We start from the raw sequence: 22977 nt of genomic DNA on the forward strand, positions 1-22977 counted from the left end.
CGAACACTGAAAGCAGGCCCCTCAGGCCTGCTTGCGCACCTGCCGCAGCACCTCGGCCCCTTCCCGGATCATCTCCTCCGTGGTGGCCCAGTTCACGCAGGCATCGGTGATGGAGCAGCCATAGCGCAGCTTGGAACGATCCTCCGCCATGGGCTGATTCCCTTCCTCCAGGAAACTCTCCACCATCAGCCCGACAATGGACTGATTCCCCTCGCGGATCTGATGCATCACATCCTTCATCACCAGCGGCTGCAATTCTGGCTTCTTGGAGGAATTGGCGTGAGAGCAGTCCACCACGATGTTCTTGGGGATGCCCGCCTTCTCCAGGGCCTGCTCGGCCAAGGCTACGGAGACCGTGTCGTAATTGGGCTGGCCATTGCCGCCGCGCAGCACCAGGTGCCCGTAGCGGTTGCCCCGGGTGCGCAGGATTACCGATTGCCCATCGCTGCCGATACCCAGGAAACTATGCGGGTTGGATGCCGACAGGATGGCGTTCACCGCCACGCCCAGATCCCCATCCGTGCCGTTCTTGAAGCCCACCGGCGTGGACAGCCCCGAGGACATCTCCCGGTGGGTCTGCGACTCCGCCGTGCGGGCGCCGATGGCCGTCCAGGCGATCAGATCCCCGTAATACTGAGGCGCGATGGGGTCCAGGGCCTCGGTGGCCGCTGGCAGGCCCAGTTCGTTGATGTCCATGAGAAAGCGCCGCGCCTTGGCCATGCCCTCATCGATCCGGAAGCTGTCATCCAGATACGGGTCATTGATGAAGCCCTTCCAGCCCACGGCGGTGCGGGGCTTCTCGAAATACACGCGCATCACCAGCAGCATGGTGTCGGCCACCTCGTCCGCCAACACCTTCAGCCGCCGGGCGTAATCCAGCCCCGCCTCCGGGTCATGGATGGAGCAGGGCCCCAGCACCACAAACAGCCGCGGATCCTTGCGATCCAGGATGTCGCACAGGGCCTGGCGCCCCTGCAGCACCGTGTGCTCCGCCGCCTCGGACATGGGCAACTGGGCCTTGATCTCCCGAGGCGAGGGCATGTAGTCCACGGAGGCGATGTTGAGGTTGTCGGTCTGTGCAGTGCTCATGCGGCTGTCCGGGTGATATGAATGGCAATCTCGTCAGTTTAACGCGAAAAGCAGGGGCTGTGCGTTGCGGGGTAGGGAGTGGCCGAATAGACTGGAGCCTCTGTCACAAGCTTGATCGAGGAAGGCAGGGATCAATGCCATCTATCCGGGATGATTTCGGCCCATGACCCTTAAAGAGCAACTCACCCGCCATGCCCTGCTGCCGCTGCATGAACGACTGCGGGGGCGAGATACCGTTCGGGAATGGAAGCGGTTTCGCGCCAACGAAAGGCTCTCGTCCGAGGCGTTCCACCAACTGCGACTCACCAAACTGCGGCAAATGCTGCAGCACTGCGGCCATCACGTTCCCTACTACCGCGAGGTCTTCGAACGAATCGGCATGACCGACCCTGGGCACTGCGACCTGCAGGATCTGAAGCAGCTGCCCATCCTGGAGCGCTCCACCCTGCGGGATGAGGGGCAGCGCCTGATCACCGAAGGCTGGGAACCCCGGCTCATCCGCTACAGCACCGGCGGCTCCACGGGCGAGCCCTTGGTCTTTTACACAGACAAGCATCGCGAATCCTGCCTCAACGCACAGAAACTGCGGGCCCGCTCCTGGTTTGGCGTGCACCCGGGGGATCGACAGGTGGACTTCTGGGGCTCGCCCATCGAGATGTCCCGACAGAGCCGGCTGCGTGTGCTCAAGGACCGCTGGCTGCTCAACCAGGTGGTGCTTTCCGCATCCAACCTCACGCCCCAGCGTATCGCCGAATATCTGGAGTTCCTGGCTCGTTTCCAGCCCAGGCTGATCTACGGTTACCCCACCGTGATCTATCGCGTGGCCCAGCACCTGCTGGAGCACCCGGGTCTGCTGGGCGACTATCGCCCCCGGCTGATCGCCTGCACCTCGGAGATGCTGCTGCCGCATCTGCGCGAGGCCATCGCGGAAGCCTTTGAATGCCCCGTGGCCAATGAATATGGTGCCCGGGACGGCGGCTTGGTCGCCCATGAATGCCCTGAGGGCCATCTTCATATCATTGGGGAGCACGTGATTGTGGAGGTGGATCAACCTGATCAAGATGGCGTGGGTGATCTGTTGGTCACCAATCTGGATGGGTACGGCATGCCCTTCATCCGCTATCGCATCGGCGACCGCGGTGCCCTGGCCGACGAACCCTGTCCCTGCGGGTCGCCCCTGCCGCGTCTGCGGGAGATACAGGGTCGGGCCAATGACTTCCTGGTGGGCCGCGAGGGTCGCCTCATCCACAGCTCCACCGCCAACTACATCCTTCGTGAGATCCCCATCTTGCGCCAATACCAGCTGCGTCAGCGCCCGGATCGCAGCTTCGACCTGATCGTGGTGCCCTCCCGGCCCCTGACGGACCAGGAACAGGAACACATTCGTGCAGGTCTGTGCCGCATTCTGGATGAATCCGTGGCGGTGCGTTTCCAGCCGGCTGAGACCATCCCACCCGAGAAATCGGGCAAATATCGTTGGGTGATCAGTGAGGCGGCATGACCACCCCCCGGAACTGGCGTGGAGAAAAGCCCATGATGTCCCAAATGCTGATCGGGCCGATGCGTCCTGTGCTGCAATGGCTGGCCCCAGGCGGGTCTCGGGCGCCCCTGTCCATCCTGATCTATCACCGCGTGCTCCCCGAACCCGATCCCTTGCTGACCGGGGATCCGGATGCCGCCACCTTTCGATGGCAGATGCAGCTGGTCGCACGGCTATTCAACGTGCTGCCCTTGTCCGATGCGGTGAGGAGACTGCAAGACGGCACCTTGCCTTCCCGAGCGGCCTGTATCACTTTCGACGACGGTTATGCCGACAACCACGAAGTGGCCTTGCCGATTCTGCGTGAGCAGGGCCTGCCTGCCACCTTCTTCGTGGCCACCGGCTTTCTTGATGGCGGCATGATGTTCAATGACCGCGTGCTGGAGAGTATTCGCCGCATGCCGTCGGGTGAGCTGGATCTTGAGCATATCGGACTCGGCATGCGCAGCATCGACGGCTTGGATGAACGCAAGGCTCTGATCAAGGAGGTGATCCAGTCGGTGAAGTACCTGGAGCGTGGCGAGCGGGAGGAGAAGGTTGAACAATTGACGGCCCAGTGCCCGCAGGCCCTGCCCGACGACCTGATGATGACCACGGCGCAACTGAAGGGCCTGGCTGCCGCCGGCATGGAGATTGGCGGGCACACGCACAGCCATCCCATCCTGGCGCGCCTGACGGATGACCAAGCGCGGGCTGAGATCCACCAGGGCAAAGAGGCGCTGGAATCAATCCTGGGGCAACCGGTGATGATGTTTGCCTACCCCAACGGCAAGCCCGGTTCAGACTACCTGCCCAAGCACGCGGCCATGGTGCGCGAGTGCGGTTTCGATGCCGCCGTCTCCACCACTTGGGGTGTTTCCACCCCGCACACCGATCGCTACCAGTTGGCCCGCTTCACACCCTGGGACGCCACGCCAGGTCGTTTCGGGCTCAGACTTGCGAGAAACCTTCTCAAGCGCCACCACCCTGACTGACTGACTCACTCACGCCCTCTGGCCGCCACTCTGCAGGTCCCTTTATAGAGCCGCGCTCAATGGCTCTCAAGGTCGGGGCATGCAACGGACGCGTTCTTCGCATGGATGTCGCGGAAGATGTCGACAAGCTCCGGGATGCGTTGCTGCCATGCGTTATCACGGGCATGACGCAGGATCACTTCGGTGTTCCACGTGGTTGTTAGTGCTTGATGCAGGGCATCCTCGAGGGCTTTGGCATCTCCGAAGGGCACCAGCACACCCACATCAGGTGAGTTGACCACTTCCGCGTTACCACCCACCCGCGTCGTGACGATCGGTAGACCACAAGCCGACGCCTCAAGGAAGACGTTGGCCCAGCCTTCGAATCGTGTGGCCAATGCAAAGACATCCCCGGCCGAATAGACGTACTTCAATTCATCGGGTGAAACCGGTCCGAGAAGATGGACCCTATCCTCAAGCTTCAGGTCCTGAATTTGCTGCCTCAGCTGTGGTTCATTGTTGCCCTCGGGGGTAGCCCCGCCCGCAATCACAAAATGCAGGTCCGGGATCCGCCTGAGCAGCGAGGGCATGACATCGATAATGCGATGGAAGCCCTTTCGTTCTGTTAATCCACCCACCGAAACCAGCAGGCGGGCGTTGGCAGGCAACCCCCAGCGGTCGCGACTTGACCTGCGATCCTCCGGCCCGAATCGGTCAAGATCCACCCCATTGCCCACCACTCGCACATGATCAGGCGGGTGTCCCCAGGCGATGGCATCCTGTCGTAATGAGTCGGCAACCGACAGGACAATGGATGCCCCCTTGAGCGCCTGTTGGATCTGTTTTTTTTCTAGTGGGCTGTGCTCGAAACGCCGCAGGCTTCCCCGAAGGGTGATCGTGTAAGGGTAACCCAACCAACGGCTTAGCAGTCTGGCAGCAACGCCATCCGGGTAGATGAAATGTGCGTCAATGATGTCGAAGCGGTCTTCCCGCTTCAGTTGACGCAGGACCCTCCACGATCCCAGGGCCTGAAACCATCCGTCGGTCCATTTAAAAAGGCCTGGAAACGAGAAGTAGCGTGGATGGTATACATCAATGCCATCCTGGGTCTCATGGTGTGGCAGGCGAGGCCGGTATTCGGGTTTGAATCTTCTCAGTAATCCTTGAAAGGGAAACCACGGTGCTGGAGCCACGACAACCAGTTCCAGTTCCTGGGCGACACGGCGCATGCGCTCCCGAACGAACAAACCAAAGTTGGGCTGGCTTGTATTCGGGTAGACGTGGGTGTAAACCACGAGTCGAGGGCGCCGCTCAGATGGCATGGCCTTTCTCCAGAGCGTCCAGGGAAGCTCTATAAACGTCCTGATAACGCGCAACACTGGCGCGCCAGTTTCGTTCGACCTCAACGAAGCGTCGCCCGGAGGCTCTTACGGAATCCCACTCCGACTGCCGCCCGAGAGTTTCGATAATGGTTTCAGCGAGGGCCCGGGAGTCTCCAGCCTGGAACAGCCAACCCGTTTCGCCGTGGCGGATCAACTCTCGATGTCCACCCACATCGGATGCGACCAACAAGCGGCCCTGCGCCATGGCCTCCAGTGGCTTGAGGGGGGTGACCAGTTCCGTGAGACGCATGGATAGGCGAGGATAAACAAGCAGATCGACAAGATCGTAATACATCTGTATCTGCTCGTTGGGGATGCGGCCGGTGAAGATGACATCTTTCTCGATACCCATGCGCGCGGCCTGCTGCTTGAGGTTATCTTCCTGCGGTCCCCCTCCAACCAGCAATATCCGTATGTCCGGTGCTTGTTGTTTGATCAGCGGATAAGCGTCGAGCAGCAGCCTTAAACCTTCATAAGCATAAAAAGATCCGATAAAACCCAGCACGCGGCAGCCTTTCAAGCCCAACGACTCTTGCAGTGCCGGATCGGCTTGGCCGCCCAATGTGAAACGGTCCGGGTCGACCGCGTTCGGGATGACTGTGACCTTTTCCGGGGGGACACCCCGGTCAATGATGTCCTTGCGTAGCCCCTCGCAAATCGTCGTGACGTGGTCGGCTCGCCTGAGCGCAAATGTTTCCAAGGCGCGGCTGAGCCGGTAGCGAAGGCCTCCTTCACGACTCGTTCCGTGATCCACGGCTGCGTCTTCCCAGAAGGCGCGAACCTCGTACACCACGGGTATGCCGAACTGTCTACCCACCCATAACGCCGGAATCGCGTTCAGAACAGGTGAATGAGCATGCAGGATATCCGGGCGTATCGTTTCGGCCAGCTGACGCAAACGCCGCCCCAGATGTTGCATCAGGCGCAATTCCCGGAGTACCGGCAGTTTGGGTAGACCGGCTGGCGTGCGATGGAAATGCAGCCCTTCCACATCCTCCTCAAGCACCCCATTCCCCGTATGTTTCGGGCTGGTGAGATGGGCCGTTTCCCAGCCAAACCGGCGCTGCTCCTTCAGAATGGCGACAGTACGAAATGTATAGCCGCTGTGATGGGGGATGGAATGGTCAAGGATGTGTAGGATTTTCATGGGCTTGGATAATGGGTGTTGGGGCGCATGTACAGGACATGAAGCCCTGAGCGGCGAAAACGGCACGTGCTTGACTGGCTCCGCAGGGAAGTGTGCCGGTTCTTGGACCGGCTTGCCAAATTCTTGGTCACAATTTCGCCTGCAATCGGCGGGAGGTAGGCCAGAGCTTCAATTCTGCAGGTTCACCGACTACCATGGAGGCCGTTTCAAGGAGAGCCCCCTATGTCCAGTCCGCAGCCGCGCCCGATCCTGTGTGTCGTTGGCGCTCGCCCCAACTTCATGAAAATCGCCCCCATCATGCGGGCATTCCGTGAAGAGGGCCTACCCGCATGGCTCCTGCACACCGGACAGCACTACGATGAGGATATGAATACCTCCTTTTTCAGGGACCTGGGCATACCCGAGCCCGATATCAATCTCGGTGTGGGCTCAGGGACCCACGCACAGCAGACAGCCGACATCATGCGCAAGGTGGAGCCGGTCCTGGATGAGCAGCATCCCGCTGCCGTCCTGGTCGTGGGGGATGTCAATTCCACCATTGCCTGCGCTCTCGTGGCTTCCAAGAAGGGCATCCCCGTGATCCATGTGGAAGCAGGCCTGCGAAGTCGCGACCGAACCATGCCGGAGGAAATCAACCGGGTCCTGACGGATCAGATATCCGATCTGCTTTTCACGACCGAGCGCTCGGCGGCCGACAACCTGGTTCGTGAGGGTATCGACATCGAACGGGTTCACTTCGTCGGTAATGTCATGATTGACACGCTTCATTACAATCTATCGAGAGCCCAGCCCATCGGCGACACCCTTGCAGAATACGGTATTGATCCTCGCATTGCAGATGATCCCGCCGGGTTCGCGTTGGTGACCCTTCACCGACCATCCAACGTGGATGACCCCGACATCCTCGAAGGCATCGTCGGGTGCCTGGGCCAGATCTCTTGCGAGCTCCCGTTGATATTCCCCATTCACCCACGGACCCGGGCAAGACTGGAGGACTTCGGCCTGATGGAGCGCATGGCGTCGAACCGGATCATGTGCACGCCACCAATGGGTTATTTGCAATTGCTGGGGGTGATGAAGGAGTCTCGCGTCGTTCTGACCGACTCCGGGGGCATTCAGGAGGAAACCACCGCACTTGGCATCCCCTGCGTTACCCTGCGCGAGAACACGGAGCGCCCAATCACCGTGACGGAAGGGGGCAATGTGCTTGTGGGCCATGATCCGCGGAGGATCATGGCGGCTGTCGGAGAGGCGATCAGCCGTCGCAGAGGTGAACCCAGGCGGCCCGAGTATTGGGATGGCAAGGCCTCTCAGAGGATCGCGACCATCCTGCGGGATTGGTTGCCGTCGTAGCCGGCATCCCGGTCACCGTGCTTTTCAGGAGGCACGCTGGCCCTTGATTTGGTGGGACTCCATCCAAAGATCCAGCATCATCAGGATCCACACCATCTCCCCATAGTAGGCCGCATGCTCCTGCTGGTGCAGGCGGATGAGTTCATCCACAAAGCCCGGCTTCATGATCTCCCGCCCCTTGAAGCGCAGCAGCCCGTCGTAGGCCATCTCCCTGAGCGGCGGATGATCCTGCATCCACACCCCGAACGGCAAACCAAAACCGTGTTTCTTCTTGTGGATGATCTCATCGGGCAGAAAGCCGGTGGTGGCCTCCTTGTAGAAGTGCCGCAGTCGCCCCTTCGAGGCCTTCATCTCAGAGGGCACCCGGCAGGAGAACGCCACCAGATCTTCATCCAGCATCGGAAACACCACATCCACCCCCGCCATCTGGCACATGCGGGTTACCTTGCGCAGATCGTTGTCCGCCAGGGTTTGCTGCCAGTCCAGATACATCATGCGGTTCAGGGTGGAGGCCTCGGCGGGGCGCTGGTAGATGTCCCGCATCAGTGACCACGGGGCGTCCTGGTCCACCTGCCCCAGAAAGTCCGGTTCAAACATGTCAGCCAGGCTCAGCCGGTGCAGGTGGTTGTACGTTTGCAGCCGATCGGGCAGGGGGATGCGTGCCTGCTCCACATAACTACGGGCCTTGCCCAGCAGCGGCACGCCACGGGGCAGACGGGTGAACAGGGGCTCCAGCAGGGAGCGGCGCAATGGCATGGGCAAACGCCCCCAGAGTTCGAACACATCCTGCTTCACATAACGGGCGTTGCCGGCAAAGAGTTCATCACCGCCATCCCCGGCCAGCATGCGCTTGATGCCGGCATCGGCGGCCATGCGCGCACAAAAATAGGCGGGCAGGGCCGAGGAGTTACCAAAGGGTTCATCGTAGGCGGCAGCGATCAAAGGCACGGCCTCCACCACATCCTCGGGCGTGACGTAGTATTCGTGGGCGCGGGTATTGAAGTGGCGCGACGCCGTGCGGGCGTATTCCATCTCGTCATAGCCCGGGGCATCAAAGCCGATGCTGAAGGTATCGGCCTCGCCGGGCCGCAATCGGGCCAGGCAGCCGCTGACGGTGGAACTGTCCAGCCCGCCGCTGAGAAAGGCCCCGGTATGGGGTTCTTCACTCAACCGCGTGACCGAAGCCTCCAGGTGCTCGCGCATCTCCTGGCCGAGGGTGGCGGCATCGGCCCCGTCCGGTTCCTGGAACGCAGGCTGCCAGTAAGCCTTCACCCGGGGCGGCTCATCGCCCTCAAGGATCAGGCACTGCCCGCCCTGGAGTTTTTCCAGCCCCTTATACAGGCTCATCGGGGCCGGCAGCATGTGAAAGAAGAGGTAGTGAAACAGGCCGCTGGAGGTGACCCGTCGCTCCATGCCCGGATGCGCCAGCACGCTCGCCGCCGATGTTCCAAAGGCCACGCCGCCCGGGATGCGGGCGAAAAACATGGGGAACTGGCCGATGCGATCAATGCCCACCAGCAGGCGGCGATTGTCCGGGTCCAGAACGCAGGCCGAGAAGTCCCCGCCCACGCGCTCGAAGGCGCCGCGTTCGTGCCGCCGATAGGCTTCCAGCAGGGCAGCCGCTGGGCTGTGGTCCCGGGCCAGAGCGGCCAGATGAGGGTCACGCCATCGGGGATGCCCGGCCAGCGCGACGATCACGCCCCCGGACCCTCCGGCCACCCACCCATCCCGCGTGTTGCAGGCGCCACCCCGGGTCGTCAGGGTTTCGGAGTCACCGCCGGGCAGGCCCGGCAAGGCCCCGGCACACCCGGCATCAACCTGGCTCAACCCCTTTCCATCCGTGATAAACCAACCGCAGAGTCCTGACATATGCCTGTTCGCCTGTGGGGATTGGGTTATATACTTCGTGGCCTGAACGTAATCACTCAATGGGCCATCATAAAACATCCATGCCCCTGGGGCATCCGGCCCGATCAACTGGCTTGCCATGAGATCCCAATTCGAAGAAGTCTGGCGCAGGCGTTTTACCGAAAGGGGGCGTCTATTCGATGACGATGCCGGCATTGCCGGCTGGACCGATACGGGCCTGGAGACTCGTCTGCGGCATTTTCAAAGGGTGTGGCCGGGGGACGAACCTGGCGCTCAATGGCTCGATGTGGGCTGCGGTGCTGGCAGCTACACCCGTTACCTGGCGGAGCAGGGCGTGGCGCCCCTGGGGGCGGATTACTCCCTTCCCTCGGTGCAAAAGGCCCGGTTGCGCAGCGAGGCCGCCATCGAGTGGATGGTGGCCGACGCCACCCGGTTGCCCCTGAAGCCAGGCACCATGGATGGCGTCATGTGCTTTGGCGTCATGCAGGCACTCTCGGGGCCCGAACAGGCCGTCACTGAACTGGTGGCCGCCACCCGGCCAGGGGGGCAGGTCTGGATCGACGCCCTCAACCGGGGCTGCCTCACCACCCTGATCAAGCGCCTGTTGGCCAGGCTGCGCCGCCGACCGCTCAACCTGCGTTACGATGACCCCAGGGCGCTGGCGGCGCTCCTGGAGCAGGTGGGTGCCGAGCAGGTCCGGGTGTACTGGATTCCCATCCTGCCGGGGCGGTTGAGTCGGTTTCAGCCGTGGGTGGAGTCCGGGGTCGTGCATGAATTGCTGCAGCGTCTGCCCTGGCTCGGGGGGCTGTTCAGTCATGCCTTTCTGGTGTCTGCCAGGAAGGGCGAGCATTCATGATCCAACAATAACCATCAGGCCATCTTCTGGGGTAACGCCCGACGGAGCCTGAACGAACCAATGACATGGGGAACACGATGTCGAGCATGGAACAGATCAAAGGCGTCCTGGACGCCGTCCTGGGCCTGAACGGGCGGGCGGCTTCGTTCGATGCCTCCACACCGTTGCTGGGGAACATCCCGGAACTGGACTCCATGGCGGTGGTGACCGTGATCACCACCCTGGAGGAGCAGTTCGGCATCATGGTGGATGATGATGAAATCAGCGCGGAGACCTTCGAGACGCTGGGCTCACTCACGGATTTCGTGGATGCCAAACTGGCGGGGGCCTGATTGACCCAGGATTTGTCCAACACGCGCATGGATGTGGGCTTTATCCAGGGCCGGCAAGGTGCACTCTTTCAGGTGGTGCATCGGCCACCTGAAGGTGTCGCCGTACGTGGCACCGTTTTATACGTTCATCCCCTCATGGAAGAACACAACAAATCCCGACGCATGGCCGCCCTTCAGGCGAGGCAACTAGCCGCCCAAGGCTGGGTGGTGCTCCAGCCGGACCTGTACGGCTGCGGCGACAGTGACGGGGATTTCGAGGAAGCGCGCTGGGCGGTGTGGCTGGAAGACCTGCACGCCGGCTTGCAGGCACTGCCCCACGACGCGCATCAACCTCTCATCCTGTGGGGCCTGAGGGCAGGCTGCCTGCTCATCAGTGACCTGCTGTCCTCCCATCCATGCACGCCTGCCCTGACGATCCTCTGGCAACCGGTGACCCAGGGGGATATCCACCTGAACCAGATCCTGCGCCTGCGCCTGGCCTCGGGCATGATGTCAGGCACCCAGGGCGAGACCACCAAGGGCTTGCGCGAACGCCTGAAAAACGGCGAGACACTGGAAGTGGCGGGCTATGCCCTGCATCCGGAGTGGGTGGCGGGTCTTTCAGCAGCCACACTGCAGCCCCCTCCCTCGGGTGAGGTGGCTTGGTTCGAGGTGTCGGGCACCGCCGATGCACCGCTTTCACCGGCTGCCCAGCGTCAGATCCAGGCCTGGACGGCGTCCGGGATGGCCGTGCATGCCGAAGTGCTGATGGGCGAGCCCTTCTGGACCACGCAGGAGATCCGCGAAGTGCCGGAATTGATCGAGGCCACCACCCGGCGCGTCCAAGAGGTCATCACGCGATGAGCCCCGATGCCTTCCTCTTTCATGTGGACGAGGCGCCCCTGGTGGGGATTATCCACCCGGGTGCGGAGGAGGCTCGTACCGGGGTCTTGATCGTCGTGGGTGGCCCCCAGTACCGGGTGGGGAGTCACCGGCAATTCCTGTTGCTGGCTCGGGATCTTTCCGCCCAGGGTATCCCGGTGATGCGTTTTGATTACCGGGGCATGGGCGACGCCGGAGGTGATCAGCGAGACTTCGAGCATATCGATAAGGATATCGAGGCAGCAATCGACGCCTTTCAATCCCGGATGCCCCATCTGGAGCGCGTGGTCATCTGGGGCCTGTGCGACGCCGCCTCGGCCGCCCTCATGTATGCTTGGCGCGACCCCCGAGTGGCCGGCCTTGTGCTGCTCAACCCCTGGGTGCGCACCGAACAAAGCCTTGCCAAGACCTATCTCAAGCACTATTACGTGAAACGTGCGTTCAGTCGCGACTTTTGGTCCGGTGTGCTCAGTGGGCGATTCGATCCGCTTGGTTCCCTTTGTTCGCTCGCCGATCTCGTGCGTCGCACCGTGGCGCGACCCCCTGAACGCTCGGGCACGAGCAACGGGCCATCGTCGCGAAATGCGGTGCTTCAAGGGGGGCTGCCTGAGCGCATGGCGAGTGGCTGGCAGCGCTTCGAGGGGCGCATCCTGCTGATTCTTAGCGGGGATGACCTGACGGCAGCGGAGTTTCGTGATGTGGCGGCGGGATCACCCACTTGGGCGGGATTGCTGGACGAATCGCGTGTGACGGTACAAGAATTGGCCCAGGCCAATCACACCTTTTCCAGAAAGGAATGGAGGGGGCAGGTCTCCCGCTGGACCCTGGAGTGGTTCAGCGAGTGATGTCTCGCGCTTCTGGGGCAGGCTCTGATGTTGAGGGTGTTTCACCTTGAGATATGCCTGGAATACCCACTTGTTTTTCACGTTGCGCCAATTGGGTTGGTGCGACGGCGTGTGGTTCCTGCTGTCCGAACTGGTTGGGCGCCTGAGCGGTGGTCGCGCCCAAATCATCAAATATCATTTATTGGTGCAGCCGTTGAACGACATGCCCCACATACCGCCGTATCGCGGCGCGGCACTTCATGTCAGGGAAGTTGAAGAGGGCGATCCATTACTGGAGGCCATGGGGCGCAACCCGCAATCCATGCGTCGACGGTTTCAACAGGGCGCCCACTGTCTGGCCTTGCTCAAACACGGCGATTTGGTGGGGTATCTCTGGTGGCAGGGGGGAGCGTACGAGGAAGACGAGGTGCGCTGCCTGTTCCTGCCTCAGCCCGAGGGACGCGCGGTCTGGGATTTCGATGTCTTTATCTGCCCGTCACAGCGGTTGAGCGCAAGCTTTGCAAAACTCTGGCAAGAGGCTGGGAGGCGATTGCGTGAGCGGGGTTTCACTCATACCTGTAGCCGTATATCGGCCTTCAATCCGGCCTCGCTGAGTGCTCACCGGCACTTGGGTGCCCACGTGGTGGGTTCGCGGATTTTCATGGTTTTTGGAGGGCTAGAGGTGAGCGTTGGCTCGCAGACCCCAAGGTGGTATGTCTCTCGACCCGGAACCCCGGGTCCGCACATCAAGGTTGGGCCCTTAGGGGACGGCCCCGTCGGATAACCTGAATGGCTTTTGCCCAGGCGCGCGATATAAACCACTTCAGGAACCGCCACATGGCCCAGACGCTCGGCGCCGGATCTCTTCGGTCCCAGTAGGCGAATCTGGCATTCCAGCGGGCAGTTGCCGTTTCGCCCCCCAGCCAACGCAAACGCAGGTAACTTGCCGGGCTGCTCTCCGTGTCAAACCAGATCGTTCCTGCTGTCTGCCTTGGAGTTGTACCAGGCAGGCCGCACTGCGACTGGTACTCCACCCATGGCAGATTGACCCCATTGGCGGTGCAGCAATCCAGCCAGTAGTCTGTGCGTCCCAGGGTGGGCTCTATGATCCAGGGGTTCCCGTGATCATCCAGCTTGGCCTCCAGCGACACCGGGCCGGATAGCCGCAATGGCTTGAAAAACTCCTCGGCAAGCGCTTCCATGCGCTCGTGTTGGTAAGACTCAGCGACGGTTGTCTGTCCCATGGCTGGTGGTTGCGAGGCCAATTTGCGCCCCGTAAAACGCGCCAGGATACGGCCTTGGTCCAAGTATAAAGCTACAAACAAGATGCGGCGATCTCCTCCTTGAATCCAGTGCTGTAACAGAAATGGTAGCGCGTTGGGATAGGAATTGACCAATTCCACAAGCTCGTTCCGACTGCGAACCAGCCGCACCTTGAATCCGGAAAGCGGTTGGGTGGGTTTCACGATCAGGGGAAAGGTGAGACCCTGTGCCTCGAGGTTATTCAAACTGACATGGTGAGGATTGTCCTGGCTGTGAAAGGTCCAGGTGCGGGGGTAGGGCAGGTCATTTTCCCGGCAGTGGGCTTCAAGGCTGGCCTTGTCCAGCAAGGAGAGTATTGAATCCCGGCAATGCCCCCAGCTTAGCCTGTAAAGGCCGTCGATATCTTCCCAGTGCCGCGCAACCACTCGTACCATGTTGTCGTTGGTGAGGAACAGCACCGGTTCTGGTGTTGCCGGAAGCTGGTTGCGCAATGTTTGAAGCGCGTCAATCAGCCCGATACCATTGATGTCCGGCGTATGTATGACCTTGGCCACTCGGGTGCGGTAGCCCGGTAGCTCGCGTCTGGCCTCCAGCGCTACCACAGGCACGCCCGCCCGACCGAGGCTGCGGACTACCGCAAGGCCGTGGGCGCAAAGGCCGGCCACGACGGCAGTCGCAGGGGCAGATGGCGTAGGGTGGTCGGGCATGGCTGTGTACCTGTATCGGGATGACTTTTCCCTTCGAGGATAAAGGACAAATGGTTGCGAGTGCGAACGTGCCGAAACCATGAAGCGGCGCTCCCTATGCGGGCAAGCCGCCAAAAAACTACCCTCGACCCCATACAGGCTGCAAGTCCTTTGAGCTTGGGTTACGATGCAAGGAAGGGGTGGCTTGAAGATGTGGATTAGGGGGTGTCGTAGCGATGTATAAATGGCTTTTCAGTTTGTTCTTGGGGATTGTATCCTCAACGCTTGCCCTGCCGGTGTTCAGTGCTGGCGCGTGCGGGCCGCCGCCGGGCGTCAACCTCGATTACCTGGATCCTAGGAATGGAGGCCGTCTCGAGGTCGTGGAGAGGGTTCATTTCACAGACGACGTTCGCAGTCTGAGAAGTGGAAGCACTGGCTATTTGGCGCAGGATATCGAGTTCGTGCTGAACGTTTTTCCCAACCACCATGCTGGATTAGATGCGATGAGTCGCCTGGTTAACCGCGAAGGCACCTCGCAGCCCAGGAGCGCACGGTGGCCGATTGAGTGTCGGTTTCACTGGGCACGTCTACGCAATGCCAACGATGGGATGGTCTCACTGATAGAGGGTGTCCATTATCATCGGCTTGGCAACCGCGCCGAGGCTAGAACGCATCTAAAGCGAGCTGCAGAACTCTCCCCGGAGAATCCTGAAGTCCGGTATAACGTGGGGTTGCTGCTATTCCGCTATGGAGAGCATGACGCTGCCTATGGGCATGCCAAGGAGGCGTATGCCATGGGGTATCCATTGCCCGGGCTGCGCAATATGCTGGAGCGAGCTGGCTACTCTCTTGACGACTGACGTAGCCCGTAATATGCGTTCCAGGGCTCTCCATTTGCCTAATCGTTCAGGGAAAACCCTGGTGGCCCTTTCCCATGCGTGACTTGCTGCTTTTCGCCATTATGGTTGGCCTCGTCCCGGTCATCTTTTGGCGCCCCTGGATAGGGATCCTGGCCTGGTTCTGGGTGGGGTTGATGGTGCCCCATGGGCTGGCCTGGACCTTCATGCGTGACTTCCCGATCGCTGCGGTCATGGGTGGGGCCACGTTGGCGGCGCTCGCGCTCAGCAAGGATCGGCGCCCCATGCCGTTTACGCGCGAGATGGTCATGATGTTCGTGTTCGTGGCCTTCACGGCCATGACCAGCTATTTTGCCGTAAATCCCAGCGGGGCTTGGGATCAGTGGACCAATGTTGCGAAGATCCTGCTGATCACCTTCATTACTCCCGTTCTGATCTATAGCGAGCGGCGCATCGTGCTGCTGCTTCTGGTGATCACATGCTCCCTGGGCTTTTATGGGCTCAAGGGGGGCATCTTTACGCTCACAACCGGCGGCAGTTACATGGTGCTGGGGCCGCCTGGGTTCCTGTCCGGTAATACCTATATCGGTCTGGCGATGATCATGATCCTGCCGCTGATCCTCGCGACGGCGCGGATGTTTCAGCGTAAGTGGATCAACTGGGAAGCGTATGGTTTGCCGATGGTGCAGCGTTTCTCCATTCCCATTGGCTGGGGGTTTTATGGTGTCTTCTGGCTGACGGCGATAGCCATTCTCGCGACCTATTCGCGCGGTGCGCTGCTGGGTCTTGTAGCCGTTGCACCATTACTTTTCCTGCACATGCGTTACAAGACAGTGATGGTATCCATCGCTGTCTTGCTGGTGGTTGTCGTAGGTGTGACTGTCCCCGATCGCCTGATGGAGCGCTGGCAGACCATCGAGACCTATGAGGAGGATCGATCCTCCATGATGCGCATTCAAGCCTGGGGTGTGAACTGGAATATGGCGATGGAAAGGCCTCTGACAGGTATGGGTTTCAGAAGTGGGCGTATGGGTTACGATTGGTGGGTGAGTTATGCGAATTTTGAAGGACCTTGGACGCATGTGCTTTCTCCTCACAGCATGTACTTCCAATTGCTGGGGCAGCACGGGTTCGTGGGATTGGGCGTCTACGCGCTCTTGATTGGCTTTACGTTGCTGACCCTGAACCGCATACGCCGGGAGGCCCGACGACGAACAGGGCAGATCTGGCTGTCGGAGTACGCCTGGGCCATCATGGTCGGGTTCTGGGGGCTGCTTGTGGCCGGTGCCTTCCTGGATGTGGCCTATTTCAACCTGATCTTTGCCTTTATTGCCCTCGCCATCATCATGCGACGCGAGTTGGAAGAGGCACCGTCGCCTGACGAGGCCCCGCAGGCCGAACAGGCCTCATCTATTGGCAATCCGGCAGTAGGTGGGCCTCGTTTCCCTGATTTTGTCGCTAAATCAGAGCGCGCGGCGCCCCCCACGAATCGGGTTTGATATGGGGGACTGCAAGTCATTTGAGCACCTGCATGATGCGGGCGAGGGGGTGGCATCTATACCACCCCCAGACATTGAAGCCTTGCTGGCAGACACTATCGATACTCTGGTTATGGCCCTGCGGAAGCACCTTCGTCCGGACAGCGGCCTATGGGACCCTCTTGATCACGCACCGACCCCGACTGACCACTACGGGCAGGTGGCTGCGGCCCTGGCGTTGCGCCTGCAGGAGGAGCCCGGGGACCGGCGTTGGCTGGAGCCACTCAATGCGTGGATGGCTGTGCCCGATAAAGCGCTGGGTCATCAGCCTTTCAACCGTTTCCTGCTGAGCTTGCTGGCCGAGGTGCTACGCGACGCGGAGGCGCCAACGGTTGAGCAGGAGCTCGTGGCGCGGGCGAGCAATCGTTGCCACCTCGGTAATCGTTACCCTTCCAATAACTGGACACTGCTGGCTCATGCTTGCCGGGTGATGGAGTCGCAAGTAGGCCAAGCGTCACATCGCCAACAAGCCAGGTTTGCAAATGCCTTGCGGCAGTGGCTGACCCAGGATGGGGGCTTTGTTGACTACCCGTGCAGACCCCAGGAACACAAGGGTGTGGCCACCCCGTTGGCCTATCATCACAAGGCTTTGTTCCTGACTCGTTTGGTGGCGGTACACACTGGCGATGACTCCCTTGCTCTGCAGGCAGATCGCATGCTGCAGTGGGCCCTGCACCTCTGGGATGGCCAGGGCCATGTGGGAGGATTCGGGCGCAGCACTCACGCTCTTTTCGGTGATGCTTGCCTGGCCGCCAGTCTTATCCTAAGGGGGGGCGACGACAATGATGTTCCGAAGCAACTCCTGGCCGGGTTGATGCGGCGCTGGCAAGAACAGCAACGGGAAGATGGTTTTCTGGAGCTGACGCCGTCTGGTCATGGGTGGGATAACTACATGCACCTGTCTGTCTACAATGCCTGGGCTGCGGCGATCCTGAGTTGGGCCCGGTACAGGGTAAAACGGCAGCCTGCGCCGGTTTCGTTGGAGTGGCACACATACACCAAGGCCTGCCACATCGTGGATGACCGCGCCGGTCTGGTGCGAATGGGGCGTGACTCGGGCACGCTGGCTCTTTGGTCTTCCCGTGGGCAGCCCCCTCAATCCTTTAGCAGCCACGAGGCCGAGATGCGTTACGGGGGCGGCCTTCCCTTCCACCTCACCTGGCAGGGTAGGCCATTGTGCCCCCCACCCACGCGAGTGCTTGTCGATGACTTGTACCAACAGCCGGCGCTGGCGGGTTGGACGCCGATCCTTAAGGTCAATGGGTCGTTACATGCCCTGAATCACTGGACGTTTGTGGAACTGCAGGACCGCCAAGGGAAGGCGTTGCTGATGCTCCAAGGCCACCCAATACCCCTGGTTCGACCTCAGCCCAAGAGCGTGGGGAGCAAGCTGATTGCGGCTCTGGACTGGCGCCTGCTCAGCGGCGCATTGGGCCGAGGAGCGGCCTTACGGCGTTGCCCTTTGAAGGGTATCGTTGCCCAGATGCAGATTCGAGTGTGCGTCAACCATCCTGAAATCCAGGTTGAGATGACCCTTGAGAGCCAGCTGCGCGAGCCGGTCACCCTCCTTAACCCCTGCGGTCATGCCACCCTGGATCAGCCTCTTCCCAGTTTTCGGCAGGCGCAGTGGAGTCTTGGCGACGCCTCCTCAGGGAAAGGCATGCCTGCCGGGGGGTGGCAGGTCGCTGACCAAGCGGCGGCGTTGCCGGGGGCGCGGGGGTATTGTCTCTCCGAGATGGTGGTGCCTGCCAATGGCAGTCTCAGTCAAGGTTTGAAGCTTGCATGGCAGCTCGTTCCAGTTCCAGAGTGAACAGGCTGGGCCGCAGGTACCAGGAACCCTCGCAGTGGGGCTTGAGCAGGTCTCGCATCAGCATGAGCAACACCCGCTCTGAACGGATAAATTCCGAGCGTAGCATAGAGGGATGGCGCAGGAAATAACCCAAGAACTCCCTTACCGATCGACGGTAATAGGCGCTGTATTCCCTGCCCCGATCCCTTGGGGCTTCGTGGTTCTCGAAGGGTAGGTGGGCATACTGGGGATACGTCCTGCGGATGGTCTCGTCATGCAAGGCGTTGCCAAGGGAATGTTCGGCATCCAGATTCATCAGGAAGTTGAATACATCGTGATCAAGGTAGGGGCAGAACACGCGGTCCACGTGGCTGAGAATCGAGAATGGAATAAGGCTGATACCGCGCCGGGTCCGATTCCAGAAAATGTAGGAAACCAGCGGATGTCGCGCATCCATGTGAGTGTCCAGTTCTTGGGCCAGTTGCTCAATGGCCAGGCCCTCACTCATGTTTTTGATTATCTGCGGGCGTAAGTTGGCTTTCAGGAAAGACTCGAGTCCATTCTCGCGCAGCAAGTAGGTGGCCAGTTCGCGAGTGTTTCCGGCTTTTACCAAAGCCAGTTTATCCTGGTTTACCTGAAATCCGCCGGAGATGACGCTACCAGCCAATCCGTCGTAGAGAGTGTGTGTTCTGCCTTTGAGGTAGGCCGCAACCGGCAGCAGCCAGGTGTGGCCGCTGCCGCAGAAGTGGGTGAGTTCGATGTCTTTGAGGTTAGCCTTGAAATAGGAGGGTGGCCGATCGATCTCCTCGTGCCGGAGATCGAGTTCCTGGGTGAGGATGCGGGCGACCCGGATGTCCTCGTTCGGGGAGGGTGGTCGGGATCGTACCGTCACGGTCAGGTCTGGCTTGTGGCCTTGCCGGAGGAGTTCAAAGAGGATATGCCTGGAATCCCGCCCCCCGCTGATGGGCACTGTGAACTCCGAACCCCTGGGTGCCCTGCGCTCAATGGCCTGGCGGAACAGGGCCGCATACTCCTCCACTGCCTCGTCGAACGAATTGGCCGGATTGGTTGGCATGGGGACGTCCCTTGGCCCCCTCCGCAGGTTCAATTGCCCGTTTTGCCAACGTAGCTCGCTGCCAGGTGGCAGCGCGTGGACGTGCTCGAACGGAGTGTCGTCCTTGATGAAAAATCCCAGGCGGAAAAAGACGGCCAGTCCTGGCTCGTTAAGCGTTTTGGGGAAGTTTCCTCGCAGCACGTGCAAGATGCTGGGGGAGATGCGGATTTCTCCCCCGTGACAAACGTAAAACAGGGGATAAATGCCATACCGGTCATTGCGCACCGTCAGCGTGTTGCCGTCCCAATGCCAATCCACGAAGACGCCGTCCGGAGCTGCCCCGCTGGCGTTTTCCAGACGGTGACCCAGTTGGCAGGAGGGTGTGCCCCCGACACTGACCTCCCCACCGCGCAAGCAGGCGGAAAACCAGGGGCGCTCATGGGCTGACAAGTTTTCCAGTGTGATGTTGTGCATGGGTGGCTTTCCTTGAAGGTATTCTCATAGGGCAGGGGGAGTCAGGTCTGGCTCCGCTTCAGCAGGATGTGCCATAAGTGCGAGGGAAGCAGTGCGACGGACTTAGGGTCCTCCTTGAAGGCGGCGACCACGAGACTCCAGTCCACGCGCGTCCTTCGTTTGAGCAGGTGAAGTACATTGGCCACCAAGGCATATCTTGCTTCGGCCAGTTGCCCCTCTACGAAGGCGCGTTGCGCCGGGTTCAGGCGAATGGAACTGAGTATCGTGCGGGATAGGCGGATATAGCTGGCTGAGAGCCTTACCGAACCCTCAGACCCCCATTGTGATTTGTCGAAGATGTTCACCCCTTCCCCCTCGAAGGCGTAGACTTTGGGTGAAAAGGCAACGGTTTTCAGGTCTTGCCCCAGCGTGAGCTTGAACAGGCGATCCTGCCCATTGTAGATGCTGGGATCAAATCGCACATGGGGGAAACGCTCAAAACGGTAAGCGAAGGTCGTGGGGCCTATCAGATTGGAGCGACGCACCAGCATGTCGAAGAAATCACCCTGGAAAAGGTGGATGTCGCGCTCCACGTCAACGACACGGTGGTCGCCCGGTTTGAGGTTCAGGTGCTTATCTGCACCCCATTCGAACCGTGTTGCTTCCTGCCCGGCTCTGGTGCTGTTGCCTATGAACAAGTCAGAGCCCTGCTCCAATGCGTGTACCGCATCATCAAGGAAGGGGCCTGTCCATTGGTCATCCGAGTCCATGAAGGTGACGAACCGCGTGCCTTCCGGTACGTGGTCAAGCCCGGTATTGCGCGCCGCCCCTGGCCCTGCATTGGTCTGCAAGACCACCTGAAGTTGGGTTTTTGCTTGAGCCTGAAGCGGCTCCAGCTCCGAGGCGGCCGGGACAGGCGAGCCATCATCCACTACAACGATGTGGAAATCGATGTTTCCCGGTTGCGCCAGGATTGAGCCGACGCACTGCCTGAGCAGGCCGGCTTCGCGCTGAAAATAGGGGATGATGATCGCGATCTGGGACGGTCGGGGTGTCATGTCCTTGCCTTTGCGATGTGGGCAGTCGATACTGCGCCCTCGGGTATCCCGAATGCTAACGTAAACTGGGTAAGCTGTCGCCCCTTCCCTGTGCGGTCGTGTTTCCAGGGTCGGTTGTCGGCTATACTGGCGTCCCGCACGCGTCAAAGTAACCACTCCATCGCGCCTGCAGGGGGTGGCAGCATCCTCTGCATATGGCCGCGACCACGATTCGACCAGGTCACTGAATGTTACATGTTGTAAAGAAACTAAATGCCTTGCTGGAGCCGCGCGACCGCCCCAAGGTATTACTGCTCGCGGCCCTCATGGTCTTGACCGCCTTTATGCAGACTGCAGGTGTGGCATCCATCATGCCCTTTCTCTCGGTGCTGTCCGACCCAGGCGCCATCCAATCCAACGAATGGCTGAACACCGCTTATACAGTCCTGGAATTTGATAGCGATCGTAGTTTCCTTTATTTCTTGGGCATTATTTCCTTCGCAGTTTTCGTATCGGGCACCGCCCTTCAGGCGCTGACATTTTGGGCTATCAACAGATTTTCCCACATGCAGCAGTACGAGCTGTCGCGTCGCCTTATGGCTGACTATTTGCGTCGTCCATTCAGCTTCTTTCTGACCCGTAACTCAGGTGATCTTTCCAAGACCATTCTGAACGAAACTTCGCAGGTGGTGAGCGGCGCCATGATGCCTGCGATGCGTCTACTCAGTCATTTTCTACTGGCTGTGGCGATTATTTCGCTATTGATTATAGTACACCCTTTTCTGGCCGTATCCGTGGCGATAGTTCTGGGTACGGTATATGGCATCATTTACTTCGCTGCACGCGCTTGGTTGCAGAGAGTGGGCCGTGAGCGCGTGGTGGCTAACCGTGAGCGATTTACTGCGGCAGCTGAGGCCTTCGCTGGCGCCAAGGAGATTCGTCTTCTGGGTCGAGAGCAAGCCTATCTGGAACGTTACCGCTTGCCCTCGAAGCGTTTCGCCCGACACCAGGCCAATGCGGCATTGCTGAACCAATTGCCTTTGTTTGCAATCGAGGCGGTGGCCTTTGGTGGTGTGCTTTTGCTAGTGCTGGTCTTGATGGCTGGGGAGGGGGGGTTGAGCCAAGCGCTACCCCTGATTGGCTTATATGGTCTCGCGGGCCGCCAGCTCATTCCAGCCTTCCAGAAGATTTTCGCTGCTGTAGCGAATATCCGCTTTAACATGGCGGCAGTAGAAGAGGTGTTGCTGGATTTGGGTGACCGAGAAGGGTCTCAATCTTTCACCAAGGTCATCCCGCACGGAGAACGCCTGGTACCCAGTGAAACCATTCGGGTCGAGGATGTATGTTTCACTTACCCCGGTAGTGGCGAGCCCTCTTTGCAGGGGCTCTCACTGGATATACCCGCCCGAACAACCGTGGGTATTGTGGGCTCCTCTGGGGCCGGTAAAAGCACCTTGGTCGATCTGCTGCTGGGCTTGCTGAGACCCGATTCCGGCTGTATCAGGATCGACGACACCAAGGTAGACCACTCGAACGTGCGCCGTTGGCAGGCTGCCGTGGGTTATGTGCCCCAACATATTTTTCTGGCAGATCAGAGTGTTGCTGCTAACATCGCACTGGGCCTCACGGAGTCCGAAATCGACCGAGACGCGGTTATCAAGGCAGCTAAGCTTGCCAATCTAAATGAGTTCGTCACGCAGGAGCTGCCAGAATCGTATGATACGATCATTGGTGAGCGCGGTGTTCGATTGTCTGGTGGGCAGCGCCAACGGATTGGCATTGCGCGCGCGTTGTACCGCGATCCGGACGTGCTTTTCTTTGATGAAGCTACCAGTGCTCTGGACAACGCCACGGAGCGAGCAGTCATGGAAGCCATTCACAACCTGAGTGGCCATAAGACCATTGTCCTCGTGGCCCACCGACTTACCACCGTCCGGCCCTGTGACTGGATCTTCGTGATGCAAGGCGGTAGCCTGGTCGAGGAGGGAGACTGGGAGACTCTGAGCCGTTCAAGCGGTCAGTTTAAGCGGCTCTCAGCAGGGATATAAGGTTATCTTTTCTCGGCGCTCGGAGTGGTAGATCGGCCCGGTTAAA

At 60.2% G+C, this 22977-nt stretch carries 19 protein-coding genes; 12 read left to right on the plus strand and 7 right to left on the minus strand.

Annotation, left to right across the window (positions count from 1 at the left end):
- Nucleotides 1-21: 21 nt before the first annotated feature.
- Nucleotides 22-1089 carry a 3-deoxy-7-phosphoheptulonate synthase gene (locus tag ECTHA_RS0108235; RefSeq protein ID WP_025280550.1) on the minus strand — a complete coding sequence of 356 codons (1068 nt, stop codon included), beginning with the start codon at nt 1087-1089 and terminating at the stop codon, nt 22-24.
- Nucleotides 1090-1252: 163 nt separating this feature from the next.
- Between ECTHA_RS0108235 and ECTHA_RS0108240 the strand changes: the two genes are divergently transcribed.
- Both ECTHA_RS0108240 and ECTHA_RS0108245 read left to right on the plus strand, forming a co-directional pair.
- Nucleotides 1253-2590 carry a phenylacetate--CoA ligase family protein gene (locus ECTHA_RS0108240; protein WP_025280549.1) on the plus strand — a complete coding sequence of 446 codons (1338 nt, stop codon included), beginning with the start codon at nt 1253-1255 and terminating at the stop codon, nt 2588-2590.
- A gap of 32 nt (nt 2591-2622) precedes the next feature.
- Nucleotides 2623-3603, plus strand: a complete 981-nt coding sequence (locus ECTHA_RS0108245) for a polysaccharide deacetylase family protein (protein WP_419397981.1) — start codon at nt 2623-2625, stop codon at nt 3601-3603.
- Nucleotides 3604-3659: 56 nt separating this feature from the next.
- On the opposite strand, the gene ECTHA_RS0108250 is transcribed toward ECTHA_RS0108245, so the two are convergent.
- Both ECTHA_RS0108250 and ECTHA_RS0108255 read right to left on the minus strand, forming a co-directional pair.
- Nucleotides 3660-4904, minus strand: a complete 1245-nt coding sequence (locus tag ECTHA_RS0108250; protein WP_025280547.1) for a glycosyltransferase — start codon at nt 4902-4904, stop codon at nt 3660-3662.
- Entirely contained in the window at nt 4894-6111 is a 1218-nt protein-coding gene (locus ECTHA_RS0108255) for a TIGR04063 family PEP-CTERM/XrtA system glycosyltransferase (protein WP_025280546.1), read from the minus strand. The genes ECTHA_RS0108250 and ECTHA_RS0108255 overlap by 11 nt, the downstream gene beginning before the upstream one ends.
- 222 nt (nt 6112-6333) lie before the next feature.
- On the opposite strand from ECTHA_RS0108255, the gene wecB reads away from it, so the two are divergent.
- On the plus strand, nt 6334-7464 hold the full coding sequence (wecB, locus tag ECTHA_RS0108260; protein ID WP_026623648.1) for a non-hydrolyzing UDP-N-acetylglucosamine 2-epimerase: 1131 nt from the start codon (nt 6334-6336) through the stop codon (nt 7462-7464).
- A 24-nt stretch (nt 7465-7488) separates the two neighbouring features.
- Here the strand turns inward: wecB and ECTHA_RS0108265 are convergent, their stop codons facing one another.
- Nucleotides 7489-9333, minus strand: a complete 1845-nt coding sequence (locus ECTHA_RS0108265; RefSeq protein ID WP_025281143.1) for an asparagine synthetase B family protein — start codon at nt 9331-9333, stop codon at nt 7489-7491.
- A gap of 118 nt (nt 9334-9451) precedes the next feature.
- Here ECTHA_RS0108265 and ECTHA_RS0108270 point away from each other — a divergent pair, with 118 nt between their 5' ends.
- The 5 genes from ECTHA_RS0108270 to ECTHA_RS19895 all read left to right on the plus strand — a co-directional run bounded on the left by ECTHA_RS0108270 (nt 9452) and on the right by ECTHA_RS19895 (nt 12990).
- On the plus strand, nt 9452-10189 hold the full coding sequence (locus tag ECTHA_RS0108270; protein WP_025281142.1) for a class I SAM-dependent methyltransferase: 738 nt from the start codon (nt 9452-9454) through the stop codon (nt 10187-10189).
- A gap of 77 nt (nt 10190-10266) precedes the next feature.
- Complete coding sequence (locus ECTHA_RS0108275) at nt 10267-10521, plus strand: acyl carrier protein (protein ID WP_025281141.1); 255 nt, start codon at nt 10267-10269, stop codon at nt 10519-10521.
- A 27-nt stretch (nt 10522-10548) separates the two neighbouring features.
- Entirely contained in the window at nt 10549-11364 is an 816-nt protein-coding gene (locus ECTHA_RS0108280; RefSeq protein ID WP_025281140.1) for a hydrolase 2, exosortase A system-associated, read from the plus strand.
- Nucleotides 11361-12227, plus strand: coding sequence for a hydrolase 1, exosortase A system-associated (locus ECTHA_RS0108285; protein ID WP_025281139.1), 867 nt, complete (start codon nt 11361-11363; stop codon nt 12225-12227). The genes ECTHA_RS0108280 and ECTHA_RS0108285 overlap by 4 nt, the downstream gene beginning before the upstream one ends.
- A gap of 46 nt (nt 12228-12273) precedes the next feature.
- On the plus strand, nt 12274-12990 hold the full coding sequence (locus ECTHA_RS19895; RefSeq protein ID WP_128571869.1) for a GNAT family N-acetyltransferase: 717 nt from the start codon (nt 12274-12276) through the stop codon (nt 12988-12990).
- On the opposite strand, the gene ECTHA_RS0108295 is transcribed toward ECTHA_RS19895, so the two are convergent.
- On the minus strand, nt 12953-14023 hold the full coding sequence (locus tag ECTHA_RS0108295) for a hypothetical protein (RefSeq protein ID WP_128571868.1): 1071 nt from the start codon (nt 14021-14023) through the stop codon (nt 12953-12955). The two genes, ECTHA_RS19895 and ECTHA_RS0108295, sit on opposite strands and share 38 nt — an antisense overlap.
- A 635-nt stretch (nt 14024-14658) precedes the next feature.
- On the opposite strand from ECTHA_RS0108295, the gene ECTHA_RS20035 reads away from it, so the two are divergent.
- From ECTHA_RS20035 to ECTHA_RS17690, 3 genes are all read left to right on the plus strand, one after another.
- The gene (locus ECTHA_RS20035; RefSeq protein ID WP_169738287.1) at nt 14659-15015 is read left to right on the plus strand and encodes a tetratricopeptide repeat protein; all 357 of its coding nucleotides are present in this window, start codon (nt 14659-14661) and stop codon (nt 15013-15015) included.
- A 74-nt stretch (nt 15016-15089) separates the two neighbouring features.
- On the plus strand, nt 15090-16511 hold the full coding sequence (locus ECTHA_RS17685) for a putative O-glycosylation ligase, exosortase A system-associated (protein WP_084306862.1): 1422 nt from the start codon (nt 15090-15092) through the stop codon (nt 16509-16511).
- Nucleotides 16512-16785: 274 nt separating this feature from the next.
- Nucleotides 16786-18360, plus strand: coding sequence for a hypothetical protein (locus ECTHA_RS17690; RefSeq protein ID WP_128571937.1), 1575 nt, complete (start codon nt 16786-16788; stop codon nt 18358-18360).
- Here ECTHA_RS17690 and ECTHA_RS0108315 read toward each other — a convergent pair.
- Entirely contained in the window at nt 18311-19867 is a 1557-nt protein-coding gene (locus ECTHA_RS0108315; protein ID WP_025282275.1) for an asparagine synthetase B family protein, read from the minus strand. The two genes, ECTHA_RS17690 and ECTHA_RS0108315, sit on opposite strands and share 50 nt — an antisense overlap.
- A 41-nt stretch (nt 19868-19908) precedes the next feature.
- On the minus strand, nt 19909-20904 hold the full coding sequence (locus ECTHA_RS0108320; RefSeq protein WP_025282274.1) for a glycosyltransferase family 2 protein: 996 nt from the start codon (nt 20902-20904) through the stop codon (nt 19909-19911).
- A 227-nt stretch (nt 20905-21131) separates the two neighbouring features.
- Between ECTHA_RS0108320 and ECTHA_RS0108325 the strand changes: the two genes are divergently transcribed.
- Nucleotides 21132-22931 (plus strand): ABC transporter ATP-binding protein, encoded by a 1800-nt coding sequence (locus ECTHA_RS0108325; protein ID WP_025282273.1) that lies wholly within the window; start codon nt 21132-21134, stop codon nt 22929-22931.
- Nucleotides 22932-22977 lie beyond the last annotated feature (46 nt).

Source organism: Ectothiorhodospira haloalkaliphila ATCC 51935 (genome assembly GCF_000633935.1).
GTDB lineage: Bacteria > Pseudomonadota > Gammaproteobacteria > Ectothiorhodospirales > Ectothiorhodospiraceae > Ectothiorhodospira > Ectothiorhodospira haloalkaliphila.

Excerpts from the sequence above, each read along its gene's own strand:
- ECTHA_RS0108245 (WP_419397981.1), top strand. The coding sequence starts at position 2,623 with ATGATGTCCCAAATGCTGATCGGGCCGATGCGTCCTGTGCTGCAATGG.
- ECTHA_RS0108255 (WP_025280546.1), bottom strand. The coding sequence starts at position 6,111 with ATGAAAATCCTACACATCCTTGACCATTCCATCCCCCATCACAGCGGC.
- ECTHA_RS17685 (WP_084306862.1), top strand. The coding sequence starts at position 15,090 with ATGCGTGACTTGCTGCTTTTCGCCATTATGGTTGGCCTCGTCCCGGTC.
- ECTHA_RS0108320 (WP_025282274.1), bottom strand. The coding sequence starts at position 20,904 with ATGACACCCCGACCGTCCCAGATCGCGATCATCATCCCCTATTTTCAG.
- ECTHA_RS0108270 (WP_025281142.1), top strand. The coding sequence starts at position 9,452 with ATGAGATCCCAATTCGAAGAAGTCTGGCGCAGGCGTTTTACCGAAAGG.
- ECTHA_RS0108265 (WP_025281143.1), bottom strand. The coding sequence starts at position 9,333 with ATGTCAGGACTCTGCGGTTGGTTTATCACGGATGGAAAGGGGTTGAGC.
- ECTHA_RS0108285 (WP_025281139.1), top strand. The coding sequence starts at position 11,361 with ATGAGCCCCGATGCCTTCCTCTTTCATGTGGACGAGGCGCCCCTGGTG.
- ECTHA_RS0108240 (WP_025280549.1), top strand. The coding sequence starts at position 1,253 with ATGACCCTTAAAGAGCAACTCACCCGCCATGCCCTGCTGCCGCTGCAT.
- ECTHA_RS0108280 (WP_025281140.1), top strand. The coding sequence starts at position 10,549 with ATGGATGTGGGCTTTATCCAGGGCCGGCAAGGTGCACTCTTTCAGGTG.
- ECTHA_RS0108235 (WP_025280550.1), bottom strand. The coding sequence starts at position 1,089 with ATGAGCACTGCACAGACCGACAACCTCAACATCGCCTCCGTGGACTAC.
- ECTHA_RS0108325 (WP_025282273.1), top strand. The coding sequence starts at position 21,132 with ATGTTACATGTTGTAAAGAAACTAAATGCCTTGCTGGAGCCGCGCGAC.
- ECTHA_RS17690 (WP_128571937.1), top strand. The coding sequence starts at position 16,786 with ATGGCTGTGCCCGATAAAGCGCTGGGTCATCAGCCTTTCAACCGTTTC.
- wecB (WP_026623648.1), top strand. The coding sequence starts at position 6,334 with ATGTCCAGTCCGCAGCCGCGCCCGATCCTGTGTGTCGTTGGCGCTCGC.
- ECTHA_RS0108275 (WP_025281141.1), top strand. The coding sequence starts at position 10,267 with ATGTCGAGCATGGAACAGATCAAAGGCGTCCTGGACGCCGTCCTGGGC.
- ECTHA_RS0108315 (WP_025282275.1), bottom strand. The coding sequence starts at position 19,867 with ATGCACAACATCACACTGGAAAACTTGTCAGCCCATGAGCGCCCCTGG.
- ECTHA_RS20035 (WP_169738287.1), top strand. The coding sequence starts at position 14,659 with ATGAGTCGCCTGGTTAACCGCGAAGGCACCTCGCAGCCCAGGAGCGCA.
- ECTHA_RS0108250 (WP_025280547.1), bottom strand. The coding sequence starts at position 4,904 with ATGCCATCTGAGCGGCGCCCTCGACTCGTGGTTTACACCCACGTCTAC.